General features: G+C 70.9%; 11 protein-coding genes and 1 riboswitch. Of the genes, 5 read left to right on the top strand and 6 right to left on the bottom strand.

Features of this window, described 5'->3' with window-relative positions:
• Nucleotides 1-53: 53 nt before the first annotated feature.
• Entirely contained in the window at nt 54-542 is a 489-nt protein-coding gene (locus ACYUD3_RS35855; protein ID WP_470979973.1) for a flavin reductase family protein, read from the bottom strand.
• 545 nt (nt 543-1,087) lie between these two features.
• On the opposite strand from ACYUD3_RS35855, the gene cdgB reads away from it, so the two are divergent.
• Both cdgB and ACYUD3_RS35865 read left to right on the top strand, forming a co-directional pair.
• Nucleotides 1,088-2,740 carry a diguanylate cyclase CdgB gene (gene cdgB / locus ACYUD3_RS35860; protein WP_470979752.1) on the top strand — a complete coding sequence of 551 codons (1,653 nt, stop codon included), beginning with the start codon at nt 1,088-1,090 and terminating at the stop codon, nt 2,738-2,740.
• Nucleotides 2,741-2,856: 116 nt separating this feature from the next.
• Complete coding sequence (locus tag ACYUD3_RS35865) at nt 2,857-3,807, top strand: carbohydrate-binding protein (RefSeq protein ID WP_470979755.1); 951 nt, start codon at nt 2,857-2,859, stop codon at nt 3,805-3,807.
• 19 nt (nt 3,808-3,826) lie between these two features.
• Here the strand turns inward: ACYUD3_RS35865 and ACYUD3_RS35870 are convergent, their stop codons facing one another.
• From ACYUD3_RS35870 to ACYUD3_RS35880, 3 genes are all read right to left on the bottom strand, one after another.
• Nucleotides 3,827-4,684 carry a 1-phosphofructokinase family hexose kinase gene (locus ACYUD3_RS35870; RefSeq protein ID WP_470979758.1) on the bottom strand — a complete coding sequence of 286 codons (858 nt, stop codon included), beginning with the start codon at nt 4,682-4,684 and terminating at the stop codon, nt 3,827-3,829.
• 21 nt (nt 4,685-4,705) lie between these two features.
• Nucleotides 4,706-5,812 (bottom strand): N-acetylglucosamine-6-phosphate deacetylase, encoded by a 1,107-nt coding sequence (gene nagA / locus ACYUD3_RS35875; protein ID WP_470979761.1) that lies wholly within the window; start codon nt 5,810-5,812, stop codon nt 4,706-4,708.
• A gap of 492 nt (nt 5,813-6,304) precedes the next feature.
• Complete coding sequence (locus ACYUD3_RS35880) at nt 6,305-7,213, bottom strand: ROK family protein (protein WP_470979764.1); 909 nt, start codon at nt 7,211-7,213, stop codon at nt 6,305-6,307.
• Between the two features lie 100 nt (nt 7,214-7,313).
• Here ACYUD3_RS35880 and ACYUD3_RS35885 point away from each other — a divergent pair, with 100 nt between their 5' ends.
• The 3 genes from ACYUD3_RS35885 (at nt 7,314) to otsB (ending at nt 10,333) form a co-directional block, all read left to right on the top strand.
• The gene (locus ACYUD3_RS35885) at nt 7,314-8,576 is read left to right on the top strand and encodes an extracellular solute-binding protein (RefSeq protein ID WP_470979767.1); all 1,263 of its coding nucleotides are present in this window, start codon (nt 7,314-7,316) and stop codon (nt 8,574-8,576) included.
• A gap of 10 nt (nt 8,577-8,586) precedes the next feature.
• The gene (locus ACYUD3_RS35890) at nt 8,587-8,814 is read left to right on the top strand and encodes a DUF3263 domain-containing protein (protein ID WP_470979769.1); all 228 of its coding nucleotides are present in this window, start codon (nt 8,587-8,589) and stop codon (nt 8,812-8,814) included.
• A gap of 691 nt (nt 8,815-9,505) precedes the next feature.
• Nucleotides 9,506-10,333: a trehalose-phosphatase gene (otsB, locus tag ACYUD3_RS35895; protein WP_470979771.1), complete on the top strand. Its 828-nt coding sequence runs from the start codon at nt 9,506-9,508 to the stop codon at nt 10,331-10,333.
• Nucleotides 10,334-10,717: 384 nt separating this feature from the next.
• On the opposite strand, the gene ACYUD3_RS35900 is transcribed toward otsB, so the two are convergent.
• A complete protein-coding gene (locus tag ACYUD3_RS35900; RefSeq protein WP_470979774.1) occupies nt 10,718-12,094 on the bottom strand; it encodes an alpha,alpha-trehalose-phosphate synthase (UDP-forming) in 1,377 nt (458 codons plus the stop codon).
• 162 nt (nt 12,095-12,256) lie between these two features.
• Nucleotides 12,257-13,201 carry a glucosyl-3-phosphoglycerate synthase gene (locus tag ACYUD3_RS35905; protein ID WP_470979776.1) on the bottom strand — a complete coding sequence of 315 codons (945 nt, stop codon included), beginning with the start codon at nt 13,199-13,201 and terminating at the stop codon, nt 12,257-12,259.
• Between the two features lie 181 nt (nt 13,202-13,382).
• A riboswitch (SAM riboswitch) is annotated at nt 13,383-13,526 on the top strand.
• Nucleotides 13,527-13,528 lie beyond the last annotated feature (2 nt).

Raw genomic sequence — 13,528 nt, forward strand, 5'->3', positions numbered from 1 at the left:
CAGCCCCCTTTCACCCCCGACCCCCGTCTCCCGCCCCCGTCCCCTGACCCCCCTCACCCCAACCCCCGATACCTCCCCCGGAAATAAACCAACGGCTCCCCCTCCCCACCCACCTCAGCCCCCAACACCCTCCCGATCACCAACGTATGATCCCCCGCCCCCACCCTCTCCTCAGTCCTGCACTCCAGATTCGCCAACGCCCCACCCACCAGCGGAGCGCCACTCACCGGCCCCCGCCGATACGGAACATCCGCGAACAGCAACCGATCACTCACCCGCCCCTTCATCGAGAACCGCCCCGCGATATGCCGCTGCGCCTCGGTGAGGACGGAGACGGACCACAGGGGCTGTTCGTCGAGGAGATCGTCCATGCGGGAGCCGCTGCGGAGGCTGATCAGGACCAGGGGCGGGTCCAGGGAGACCGAGAGGAAGGCGGTCGCCGTCATGCCGACGTCCTCGGCCGGCGGCGCGGAAGGATCGTCGGGGTCCAGCGAGAGTTCCTGCGCGGTCACCAAGACCACACCCCCGGCCAGCCGGGACATCGCGGCCCGGAACGCATCACTGCTCACCCCCTCAGCATGCCCCGCACCCACCCCGGGAGAGACCCCGGAAGAAACGCCACCGGAGGGAACGGCAGCGGAAGAGACAACACCAGCGGCAGCCACAGACGGCGGAATATTCGACACCCCCGCACGCTAATCACCACCCCCCACCCCGCACATCCGCCCCCCGCCCGAAACACCCCCGCCCAAGTCCTACGACCAGATCCCTACGACCAGCCCCCGCAGCCAGTCCAGTCCCCTACGGCAGACCGCCCCCCGCCTCCAGCCGGCACCCCTTTGTAGAACCCCCACGACAAACCCCTCACCACCTACCCCCAACCCTCCAACCCCCACCCCATAACCGCACAGGAAAAATGCAGAAACCTCACCCAATTGTTCACGTTCTGCTGTGACTTGAGTCACAAGGGGCGAGAATTGTTAACCCTGTGTACCGAGTGAGCGGCGCGCTGTGATTCAGTGGCGGGGAAACGGTACGCCGATGAACAACCCTTGATTCGCTGCGAAGTCTCGGGGGGAGGGCGAGCATGGAGACCGAGTCGGAGCCCTATGTCCGCCTTGCGTCCCTGCGGCAGCTGCACCAGGCCATGGCCGACATGAACACGGCACGGAGCCTGGCGGACACCTTGCAGACGGTCGCGGACGGGGTGGTGACGGCCCTCGGGTACGAGCTGGCGTGCGTCAACCTCGTACGCAACGACGGGAACCTGGTCGTGGCCGCGCTCGCCGGGAACGCCGCCGCGGAGGCGCTGATCACCGGCCGGGTCGGATCCCGGGAGTCCTGGGAGCGGCGGCTGACGATGGGGGAGACCTGGGGCGAGCTCGTCTTCATCCCGCACACCGAGGGCTGGGTGCTCGACGACGACGACGTACCGCAGTGGTACACCGACGGACCCCCGCCCCGGTTCGAGAACGAGTGGCATCCGTCCGACCGGCTCTTCGCGCCCATGTTCACCCCGCCCTCCCCCGGCGGCTCCGGCGGCGAGCTGATCGGCGTGCTGTCCGTCGACCGGCCCCGCACCGGCCGGCTGCCGGGCGCGTGGGGGCGCGAGGCGCTCCAGATGTACGCGTTCCAGGCCGCCATAGCCATCAGCAACGCCCGCCTGCGCTCCAACATGCAGCGCGCCCTCGTCCGGCTGGAGCGCGAGCAGCAGGCGCTGCGCGCCAGCGAGGAGTCGTTCCGGCAGGCCTTCGAGTACGCGCCCTCGGGGATGGCGATCGCCGAGATGGGCGGGGAGCAGCACGGGCGAATACTCCGGACCAACGACGCCCTGTGCCGGCTCCTGGGGCGGCCCGCCTCCGCGATGCGCCGGTACGCCTTCTCCGACCTCGTCCACCCCGAGGACATCGGCACCCTGCTGCGGACCTCCGCCGAGGGCGGGCGCGCCGAACTGCGGCTCGGGCGGCGGGACGGGACGTACGTCTGGGTCTCCCTCCGTAACTCCGTCGTCGCCGACGCCGCCGACGGGCCCCGCTTCCTCCTCACCCATGTCGAGGACATCGAGGACCGCAAGCGCCGCGAACTCCAGCTCGCCCACCGCGCCGCGCACGACTCCCTGACCGGGCTGCCGAACTCCGCCGAACTCCGCGCCCGCCTCTCCGCCCGCATCTGCCGGCGCCCGCAGTCCGCCCACCCGGCGGAGCTGGACGCGATGGACCAGCAGTACCCCGCCTCCCACGGCTTCGACTTCCTCCCCGTGAGCAGCACCGGCGAGCCCTACGACGGCTACGACCACCACGTCCACGTCAGCGCCCCCGAGGAGGGCGCGCGCGACGACGGGGCCAAGGGGCTCGCGGTGCTCTTCTGCGACCTCGACGGGTTCAAGTCGATCAACGACCGGTTCGGGCACAACGCGGGTGACGCGGTCCTCATCGAGGTCGCCCGGCGGCTCGGGCGGGCCGTGCGGGACGGGGACACCGTCGCGCGGCTCGGCGGCGACGAGTTCGTGATCCTCGCCGACGGGCTCGGCCGCGCCGACGCCGCCGACCTCGCCGTACGGCTGCGCGGGGAGATCATCCAGCCGATCCGGGCCGAGGGGCGGGCCGTGCGGGTGGGGGCCAGTTTCGGGATCGGGTGGGCACATTGCGGGATGACGGCGGACGAAGTGCTGAAGTCCGCCGACGAACGGATGTACGTCGAGAAACGATCTCGTCCCAAACAGCATCGCCGTGCGGGATAAAGCCCAGGTCAAGGGGTTTGTGCGAGCGGAGTCACCCGTTTGGATGACCCGGAGCGGGTAGGCTCGCTCTTCTCACCACCCCGTATCCGACCCGCACTGTTGAGGAGTACGAAGGGATGACGCCCGCCAACAACGGCGCTGGGACGCCGGAGGACGACGACCCGTTCGGCTACCTCTACGCCGACGGCCAGGCCCGCGGCGCCCAGCCGCCCTCCAGCGGCTACGGGTACCCGAACGCGGTGGGCCGCGCCCGCCCGGTCGGCGAGCGCCAGTACGGCGCCCCGCAGCAGACCGCCCCGCCCCAGCAGTACGGAGCCCCGCCCCAGCAGTACGGGGCCCAGCAGCAGTACGGCGTCCCGCAGCAGCAGGGGCACGGGCAGCAGCAGGGTGCCTACGGGCCGCCGCCCACCCAGCAGCCCCCGCGCTCCGGCGGCCGCGGCGCGGGCGGCCGGGGCCCCAACACCAAGGGCCTGCTCATCGGGGCCGTCGCCGTCGTCGCCGCGGTGGTCATCGGCATCGCGATCGCCATGTCGAGCAACAACACGGACGACTCGGCGAAGGGCAACGCGGGCAACAGCTCCACTGAGCCGACGGCTGATGCTTCCGCTTCCCCGAGCGAGTCCAGCAGCAGCGAGGCGAGGGCGGCGCAGCTGCCGAGCATCGACGCCAAGGCGCTCAAGCTGGACGGCGGCGCGACCACCGCCTCCGATGTGCAGGGGGCCGCGTCCGGGACCTACGTCGGTCTCAACAGCGAGGGCTCGGCGGTGACTTGGACGGTCAACGGCATTCCCGACGACGGCACGTACACCCTGTTCGCCAAGTACAGCGTGGTGGGCGAGGACCAGTCGATGACCCTGACCATAAATGGCAAGGTCTACGGCTCGAAGATGAACTTCGGCAACTTCACCCACACCAAGGACGACCCCTCCAAGGGCTGGACCAATACCTACGCCTGGCCCACCCTGACCAAGGGAACCAACGTCATCTCCATCTCCTGCGCGAGCGGTGACAAGTGCAACGTCCTGCTGGACCAGCTGTCGCTGAAGCAGGGCCAGGTCAAGAGCTGAACCGGGGTTCCAACTGCCGCTAGGCCGCGCTCGCCTCGCCGCTCACTGTTACCTGGTCCGTCGGTTTTCCGTATGCCAGGGCGCTTGCGTGGGCCAGGCGGGTGGGCCAGGGGAGGTGGAGGGTGGTGAGGAGGCCGGCTGTCAGGGCATCTCCGTTGCCCTGGGCGGGAGTTGGGGGCGTCGCTCGCCAGCGGGCGTCCTGGGTCGCCGCCAGGATGCCGTCGTGGCCCAGCGCCGCCACCACCGCCCGCGCCCCCCGCCGCCGCGCATCCTGCGTCGCCTTCAACGGCTCCTGGGAACCGGTCAGTTCGGCCAGCTGGACCGCGTCCGGTGTGATCAGGTCGGGGCGCGCCGCCACCCCCCGGCGCAACGGCTCGCCGCCGGTGTCCAGCAGCACGGGCACACCCGCCGCCCGCGCCGTACGCACCAGCCCCGCGTACGCGCCCACCGGCACCCCCTGCGGAAGACTCCCGCACAGCGCCACCACACCGACCCCGTCCAGCAGCCCGGCGTACGCCTCCAGGAAGGCCGTCCACTCCGGCGGGGTGATCAGCGGACCCGGTTCGTCCAGGCGGGTCGTCCCGGCCGCGTCAACCACCTTGATCCTGCGGCGAGTTGTACCGGAGATCGGCAACAGGGCGTCAACCACCCTCGGCATCAAGGCCAGTTGATCCTGTACGACCCGCCCCGTCAGGCCGCCCGCGAAGCCCGTCACCGTCACCTCGTGGCCCAGCCCCGCCAGCACCCGGGCGACGTCCAGCCCCTTGCCGCCGGGCCGTTCGCACACGTCCGTCACCCGGTGCGCCGCCCCCGGACGCAGCGTCCGTACGCGGTAGTCGATGTCCAGCGCGGTGTTGAGCGTGACCGTGAGGATCACAGACCTCGGCCTCTCTGTGGTTCATGCCCTCCCGGGGTCCACTACCCAACTGCCCTGCCGCATCACGCCCTTGAGGTCGAAGTTCTCGTCGAGTACGACGATGTCGGCCAGCTTTCCCGGTTCGAGTGACCCGAATTCGCCGTACCGGCCCAGGAGTTTCGCGGGGTTCGCGGAGAGGGCGGCCACCGCGTCCTGGAGCGGGATGCCGTCGACTGTCACCGCCCGTTTCAGCGCGCGGTCCAGGGTGAGGGTGGAACCGGCGATCGATCCGCCCTCCGCCAACCTCGCGACTCCGCCTTGGACTTCGACCTCCAGCGGGCCCAACTGGTAGGTGCCGTCCGCCGATCCGGCGGCGTCCATCGCGTCCGTGATGAACGCGACGCGGTCCGGGCCGACGTGCCGGAACGCCAACTCCAGTGCGGCGGGGTGGAGATGGACCCCGTCGTTGATCAACTCGACGGTCACGCGCGGGTCTTCGAGGAGGGCGGCGATCGGGCCGGGGGCGCGGTGGCCCAGTGGGGGCATCGCGTTGAAGAGGTGCGTCGCGACCGTCGCGCCCGCCTCGATCGCCTCCCGCGTCTGCTCGTACGTCGCGTCCGTGTGCCCGATCGCCGCCAGCACGCCGGCTTCCGTCAGCAGGCGGATCGAGTCCAGGCCGCCGGGGAGTTCGGGGGCCAGCGTCAGCATTCTGGCGTGGCCCTTCGCCGCGTCGATCAGTTTCCTGACGTCCGCCGGGTCAGGGTGGCGCAGCAGGGCTTCCGCGTGTGCGCCCTTGCGGCAGGGGGAGATGAACGGGCCCTCGAAGTGGATTCCGGCGATCTCGCCGTCCTCGGCCAGCTCGCTGAGGGTGCCGGCCTGGCGGATCAGGACGTCCATGTCGTCGGTGACCGTCGAGGCGACGAGGGTGGTGGTGCCGTGGGTGCGGTGCAGGTAGAGGGCGGTGCGGATGTCGTCGGGCGTACCGGAGAAGGAGGCTCCGCCGCCGCCGTGGGTGTGGATGTCGACGAAGCCGGGGAGGAGGTAGTGGCCGGTGAGGTCGGTGCGGGGGGCGTCCGCCGGGGGGTCGGCGGTGATGAGGGGGCCGTGGAGGGCGAGGTCCTGGACGGAGGTTCCGGTGGGGAGGACCACTTTCGCGCCGGTGAGGACCGTTGCCGGCTGCGGGTGGGATGCGGCTGGTCGCGCAGTTCCCCGCGCCCCTGAGTCGGCTGAGGTCACAGGGTCGCCTCCGGGTGGTTGGTGGTGGTCGCGCCCGCGCGGCGGAGCCGCGAGTTGATACGGTCCCGTGCCCCTGGGTTGGTTGCGGTCACGGGGTTGCCTCCGCGTGGTTGGGCGCGCCCGCGCGGCCGGGCCGCGAGTTGATGCAGCCTCGCGCCTCTGAGTCGGTTGCGGTCACGGGGTTGTCTCCGGGCGGTTCGTTGTGGTCGCGTCCGCGCGGCGTAGCCGTGAATTGATGCAGCCTCGCGCCCCTGAGCTGGCTGAGGTCACGGGGTCGCCTCCGGGTGGTTGGTGGTGGTCGCGCCCGCGCGGTGGAGCCGCGAATTGATACGGCCCCGTGCCCCTGAGCTGGTTGCAGTCACGGCGTCTCCTCCGAACCCTCAGTCCCAGAGGCGTTGTTCCATGTCATCCGCCGTTTTCCTCCCTCGCGTCCGCTTCGCCTAGAAGATCCCACGCCAGCACCCCCGCCCCCCTGCACCCCGCCGTATCCCCCAGTTCCGCGCGCACCACCTCCGGCATGTGCTGGAACGTCAGCCTCTCCCGTAGGGCCTTCCTCAGCGGGGTCAGTAGCGTTTCTCCTGCCTCCGACAAGCCCCCGCCCACGATCAGCGTGTCCGGGGTCAGCAGTGTTACCGCTGTCAGGAGGCCGTCCGCCAGGGCCTCAATCGCCGTCCCCCACAGCCGAGTTGCCCTCGCATCCCCCCTCTCCACCGCCTTCGCGCAGTCCGCCGCGTCGCCGCCCCAGGCCGTCGACACCGCCGCCGCCGACGCGTACCGCTCCAGGCAACCCCGGCTGCCGCAGGGGCAGTTGAGGCCGGCGGGGCGGACGATCACGTGGCCGATCTCGGCGGTCTCCACCCGCGCCCCGGGGAGACCGATCGCGCCGGCCACGCCGGTGCCGAGGGCGATGAAGAAGAAGCGGTCCGTGCCGCGCGCAGCGCCCAGGCGGGACTCGGCGAGGCCGCCGGCGGCGACGTCGTGGCCGAGGGCCGCCGGGATGCCAAGGCGCGCGGAGAGCAGATCGCGCAGGGGGACGTCCCGCCAGTCGAGGTTGGCCGCGTAGACGACCCGCCCCGACCCCGCGTCGATGACACCGGGTACGACCGCCCCGACCGCCGCCGCCCCCTCCCCCAACTCCCGTTCCCCGTAAGCTCGTAGCTCGGCGGCGAAGTCGAGCACCCCCTCGGTCACCGCCGCCGGACCCCGCTCGCGGGACGTGGGGCGGCGGGACTCGTGGAGGACGGCGCCGTCGGCGTCGTACAGAGCCGCTTTCATGGCGGTGCCGCCGACGTCCAGGGCGATGACATGTCTCACGGGGGACAGTGTGGCCGAGGACCCGCGAGAGGTCTAGTCCACTCGCGTGGTGTAGACCTTGATCCGGATATCGGACTAGTGCGCGTGGAGTGAAGCGGTAGTGCAGCGGGGTTGGGTCGGGGTCGTGTCCGCGTTGGGGCTGACGGTCGCGCTCGGGGGGTGCGGGGTCGTGGGAGGGGACTCGGGGGAGGTGACCCTGAGACTCGTCGCCGCCGACTACGGCGACAGCGCGGCCAACAGTTCCGCCGGGTACTGGGCGAAGCTGGTCAAGGAGTTCGAGGCCGGTCACCCCGGCATCAAGGTCGACGTCACCGTCCACCCCTGGAACGACGTCGACAGCGAGGTCAAGCGGCTGGTCGACGACGGCGACGCCCCCGACCTGGCCCAGACCGGCTCGTACGCCGACTACTCCGCCAAGGAGCTGCTGTACAGGGCCGGGGACGTGCTCTCCATCCCCGTCCAGGCCGACTTCGTCCCCCAGCTCGCCGCCGCCGGCAAGGTGCACGGGCAGCAGTACGGCATGCCGTTCGCCGCCTCGACCCGTCTCCTCTTCTACAACAAGTCCCTCTTCGCGAAGGCCGCCATCAAGCCCCCCACCACCTGGGACGAGCTCGCCGCCGACGCCGCCGCGCTCAAGGCGCAGGGGGTGAAGTACCCGTACGCCCTTCCCCTCGGGCCCGAGGAGGCGCAGGCCGAGACGCTTCAGTGGCTGCTCAGCGGGGGTGGCGGGTACACGTCCAACGCCGGGACGTACACCCTCGACTCCACCGAGAACGTCCAGACGTTCACCTGGCTCAAGGACGAGCTGGTCGGCAAGGGGCTCACCGGGCCCGTCGAGCCCGGCGAGTTCAACCGCGCGGACGCGTTCTCCGCGTTCGCCGCCGGGGACGCCGGGATGGTCATCGGGCAGCCCTCCCTGATGAGGACGGCCGCGCGGCAGGGGGTCCGGTACGGGGTCGTCCCCATGCCCGGGAAGGCCGGGGTCACTCCGCTCACCATGGGGGGCGCCGACTGGATGACCGCCTTCAAGCAGCGCGGGCATCGCGCGGAGATCGGGGAGTTCCTCGACTTCGTCTATTCCAAGGCGAACGTGCTCGCCTTCTCGCGTGCGTACGACCTTCTTCCCGTCACCTCTTCCGCCTCCGCCGCGATGAGCTCCGCCGGGCGGGACCGGGATCTGGAGCCGTTCCTTCAGGGGCTTCCGCTGGCCCAGCTGTATCCCGTGGACCGGACGTCCTGGGCGTCCGTCGCGCTCTCCGTCAAGCGGGGTGTCGGACGGGCCGTCGCCTCCGGCGGGCGGCCGGCCGAGGTGCTCGCGCAGCTGGAGAGCGATGCGATGGCCGCTGACAGTGGGGCGAGCTAGGGTCGGTCGTATGGATGAGCTGGGGGAGCTGGAGCGGGGGGTGCTGGCGCTGGAGCGGCGGGGGTTTCCGGGGCCGGGGGCGAAGGAGCGGGCGATACGGGAGGAGTTGGGGGTGTCGCCGGTTCGGTATTACCAGGTGCTGAACGCGTTGCTGGATGACCGGCGGGCGTTGGAGGTTGATCCGGTTACGGTGAATCGGTTGCGGAGGGTGCGGGAGGGGAGGCGGCGGGGGCGGTAGGGGGTGGGGGGTGTGGTGGGGTTCGGGGTGCGGGTCGTGTGGGGTTGGTCGCGCTCGCGCGGCGGGGCCGCAAATTGATGCAGCCCCGTGCCCCTAGGTGGTTGCGGTCGTGGGGTCGCTTCCGGTTGGTTCGTTGCGGTCGCGCCTGTGTGGCGGGGCCGCGAATTGACATAGCCCCGCGCCTCTGGGGTGGTTGCGGTCGCGGGGTCGCTTCCGGTCGGTTCGTTGCGGTCGCGCCCGCGCGGCGGGGCCGCGAATTGATGCAGCCCCGTGCCCCTGGGTTGGTTGCGGTCGCGGGGTTTGCTCGGGCCGCTTGTCGCGCCCGCGTGGCGGGGCCGCAAAATGACACAGCCCCGTGCCCCTGGGGTGGTTGCTGTCATGGGGGTCGGCTTCGGGCGGTTCGGTGTGGTCTCGCCTGCGTGGCGGGGCCGCGAATCGGTGCAGCCCCGCGCCCTTTAAGTTGCCCGCTCGCCGGCGTCGTCTCCGGGCCGTTCGGTGCAGCCTCGCGCCCCTTAAGTCGCCCGCTCCCGGCGTCGTCTCCGGGCCGTTCGATGCAGCTCGCGCCCCTTAAGTTGCTCATCTCCTCGGCGTCATCAGGCCAGCCCCGTGAAGCAATCCCCGCCCGGCGTTTCTTCTCGCCCCGCCCCTTCCCCGCCGCCATTAACCCCCGCCCCCTGGGTAACTTCCCCTCATGGGTTCCTACGACGCCCCCTCGCCCCCCTCTCCCGCCGCCCGTCTCGCGCTCTCCGCCATCCGCTCCTCCCCCTCCCGCTCCCTCCTCGCCTTCGACTTCGACGGGACCCTTGCCGCCATCGTCGAAGATCCCACCCGTGCCCGTGCCTATCCGGGTGCCCTTGATGCTCTCGCCGCCCTTGGCGTCAAAGGGGCCCGGATTGTCGTCATCACTGGGCGGCCCGCTGAACTCGTTCTCCAGTACGGGGAGTTCAGAGGTGTCCCGGGGTTGGAGAACCTGGTTGTGCTCGGGCATTACGGGGCCGAGCGGTGGGATGCGCGGAGCGGGGAGGTCGTGGCGCCGCCGGCTCCTGCGGGGCTTGATGCCGTGCGGCGTGAGTTGCCTGGAATCCTGGGCGGGACCGACGCGCATGTGGAGGAGAAGGGGCGTTCAGTCGCCGTGCACACCCGGCGGGCCGGGGATCCGCAGGGGCTGCTGGAGCGGCTGCGGGAACCCCTTTCCGACCTCGCCGTCCGGCATGGGCTGATCGTCGAGCCGGGCCGGATGGTCCTGGAGATCCGGCCGGCCGGGGTCGACAAGGGCGCTGCGCTGGCGGCACAGGTCGAGGAGACCGGCGCCGAAGCGGTCCTCTACGCCGGCGACGACCTTGGAGACCTCCCCGCTTTCGCCGCCGTCGAGAAACTGAGGGCGGGCGGGGTGCCGGGGGTACTGGTGTGCAGCGGCAGCAACGAGGTGGCGGCACTGGCGGACCGCGCGGACCTGGTGGTGGACGGTCCAGCCGGGGTCGTGGAACTGCTGCGGCGCCTGGCGGACGAGGCCGACTGAACGACATCCCGGCTGGCGCCCGTCACCCGATCAACGCGAGCTGAGCCACATCCCGGCTGGCGCCCGTCACCCGCTCAACGCGAGCTGAGCCACATCCCAGCCGACGCCCCTCACCAGACCAACGCCAACGGAGCTGCCCCTCAAGCAGCCCCCTCAGCGGATCAGCATCGCCCAGCGCCGCCAGCCCCCTCTCAACTGGTCAGTGCTCCCGCGCCGGCCAACCCCTGTAGCCGGTCGGCCTCCCCCAGCTGATCAACGCCCCCAGCAGCTGAGTCAGCCTCCGCAGCCGACCAGCCTCCCCTCCCAGCCGATCAGTGCCCGGCGCCTGCCTCAGCCGATTGGCGCCCCAGCGCCAGCCAGCCTCCCCGCCAGCCCCCCAGCCGATCAGCTCCCCCCACCCCCCAACCCCTCCAACTGCGACAAAAACCACTGAGTAGGCGGCAACGCCGTCGCCGCCGCCGCCAACCGCTTAGTCCGCTCCGCCCGCTCCCCCGCCGGCATCGACAACGCCTCATGCAGCGCCTCCGCCGTCTCCAGTACGTCGTACGGATTGATCGTCAGCGCATCCTCCCGCAGTTCCCAATACGCCCCCGCCTCGCTCGAAAGGACCAGCGCGCAGCCGTTGTCGGAGACGACCGGGACCTCCTTCGCGACCAGGTTCATGCCGTCGCGGATGGGGTTGACCAGGGCGACGTCCGCTAGGCGGTACGCGGCCAGGGAGCGGGCGAAGTCGTCCTTCAGGTGGAGCACCACCGGGGTCCAACTCGGTGTGCCGTACGTCGAGTTGATCTCGGCGGCCACCCGCTGCACCTCCTCCATGTAGTCCCGGTACACCTTCAGGTCCTGCCGGGACGGATACGCGAGGGCCACGTGGACGACCCTGTCGCGCCACTCGGGGTGGGTGTCCAGGAGGTGCCGGTACGCCAGCAGGCCCCGCACGATGTTCTTCGACAGCTCCGTACGGTCGACGCGGACGATGACCTTGCGGCCGACGCCGATCTCGTCCTGGAGGTCGGCCATCCGGTCCCGCACGTCGGCCCGTGCCGCCCGCTCCCGCAGGAAATCCGCGTCGGCGCCCAGCGCGTGCACGCCGATCTCCGTCCCCCGCGTCCCCTCGGGACAGCACGCGGCGAACGCGTCCGCCCACCGCCGGGTGAGGAAACCCAGCCGGTCCGCGCCGAGCATGCCGTCGAGGAGCTGGGCCCTGATGTCCCGGGGGAGCAGGGCGAAGTAGTCCGGCGGCGCCCACGGGGTGTGCGAGAAGTGCCCGATCCGCAGGTCGGGGCGGAGCGCGCGCAACATGCCGGGGACGAGGCAGAGGTGGTAGTCCTGTACGAGGACGGCGGCGCCGTCCGCCGCATTGCCGGCCAGGGCCTCGGCGAAGGCCCGGTTGTACGCCTCGTACGCCGCCCACCGGCGCCGGAACTCCGCGTCGAACACCGGCTCCAGCGGCGTCTGGTAGAGCAGGTGGTGCACGAACCAGAGGACCGAGTTGGCGATGCCGTTGTAGGCGTCGGCGTGCACGTCGGCCGGGATGTCGAGCATGAGGGTGCCGGGTTCGCGGACCCCGCGCCGTACGGCGGTGCGGTCGGCCTCGGAGAGGGCGGAGCAGACCCACAGGGCGCCGGCCTCGGGACCGATGGCGGAGAGCCCGGAGACCAGGCCCCCGCCGCCGCGCCGGGCACTGAGCGAGCCGTCGTCCAGCAGGTCGTACGAGACGGGTCCCCGATTGGAGGCGACCAGCACAGCGGAAGCAGCCATACGCCTGAACCTAGCCAGGGCCTGCGGCGCTCAAACCAGGAAACCGGGGGCCGCTGCCGTTGCGGGGTGCGGCTCGGAGGCGGCTGGTCGGCGCCCACCCGGCGGAGCCGCACCTCGGCACAGCCCCGCGCCCCCTGAGGTCCGTCAGCCTCACGCCAGTCCTTACGCCGCCTTCCGCTCCGCGTACTCCTCGATCTCCAGCACCGGCGGCCTCTCCTCCGTGTCCACCGAATACGTCCGCGCCTCGAACCCCGCCTCGCCCCGCTCGAACTGGGTCAGCGACGGGCGGATCAAGTGGCCCCTCGCCAGCCGGAGTTGAGCGGTCCGATAAATTTCCGCCGACATCCTTCCCAGGGCCTGGCCGTCCTGGTGGCGGTGTTTCCTCACGCCTACGTCCACCTGGGCCAGCGAGTCGAGGCCCACCAAGTGCAGTGCGTCCACCAGCATTCCCAGTTCCACGCCGTAGCCGACCGGGAACGGGAGCCGTTCCAGGAGGCTGCGCCTTGCCGCGTACTCGCCGCCCAACGGCTGGACGAAACCCGCCAGTTGAGGCCAGTGCATGTTCAGCAGCGGGCGGGCCATCAGTTCCGTGACCCGGCCGCCCTGGCCCGCCGCGCCGGCGAGGGGGCGGTCGTACATGCCCTTCACCAGGGACACCCCGGGGTCGGTCAGCAGGGGGCCCACGATGCCCGTCACGAAGTCGGAGGAGAAGTCCCGCAGGTCCGCGTCGATGAAGCAGACCACATCACCGCTGGTCACGAAGAGTGAGCGCCACAGGACCTCGCCCTTGCCCCGGACCGTGGGGATGCGGGGGAGGACCGAGTCGCGCGCGACCACCCGCGCGCCGGCCCGCGCCGCCACCTCCGCCGTGCGGTCGGTCGAGCCGGAGTCGAGGACGACGAGTTCGTCGACGAGGGGCACCTGCCGCATCAAGTCGTGCCGGATTATCGAGACGATGTCCCCTACCGTCGACTCCTCGTTCAGCGCGGGCAGGACCACCGACACCGACAGCCCTGCCGCCCGCTTCGCCGCGAGGACGCGGTGCAGGGGGCGGTCGGACAACGACCATGTACGGGTCGCCAGCCAGCGCTCGACTTCTTGCAGCACAGTCAGCGGCTCCTCACTGTCACGGTCACACTGCGACGTGTGATCCATCTCGCGGTTCGGACGACTATCTCAACTGTCCTGTGCTTCGGTTACAGTCTTGAACAACGCTGGTGACCATCGCATGTCGACGGTCGCGGATCGTATGTTCATACCGCTCAGCCTGCGTTCGACAACTTCATACCGCTCATCCAGAGGGGCAGAGGGATACGGCCCGATGAAGCCCCGGCAACCCTCCAGCCGGTCTCGCGCACGCGCGCCGAGGCTCCCGGCTAGGGAAGGTGCCAAATCCGTCTCACGGCGAGATGCGTCGTGAGGAAGATGAGGAGA

It is taken from the genome of Streptomyces sp. AMJ-169, assembly GCF_055597585.1.

Excerpts from the sequence above, each read along its gene's own strand:
- ACYUD3_RS35855 (WP_470979973.1), bottom strand. The coding sequence starts at position 542 with ATGTCCCGGCTGGCCGGGGGTGTGGTCTTGGTGACCGCGCAGGAACTC.
- cdgB (WP_470979752.1), top strand. The coding sequence starts at position 1,088 with ATGGAGACCGAGTCGGAGCCCTATGTCCGCCTTGCGTCCCTGCGGCAG.
- ACYUD3_RS35865 (WP_470979755.1), top strand. The coding sequence starts at position 2,857 with ATGACGCCCGCCAACAACGGCGCTGGGACGCCGGAGGACGACGACCCG.
- ACYUD3_RS35890 (WP_470979769.1), top strand. The coding sequence starts at position 8,587 with ATGGATGAGCTGGGGGAGCTGGAGCGGGGGGTGCTGGCGCTGGAGCGG.
- otsB (WP_470979771.1), top strand. The coding sequence starts at position 9,506 with ATGGGTTCCTACGACGCCCCCTCGCCCCCCTCTCCCGCCGCCCGTCTC.
- ACYUD3_RS35900 (WP_470979774.1), bottom strand. The coding sequence starts at position 12,094 with ATGGCTGCTTCCGCTGTGCTGGTCGCCTCCAATCGGGGACCCGTCTCG.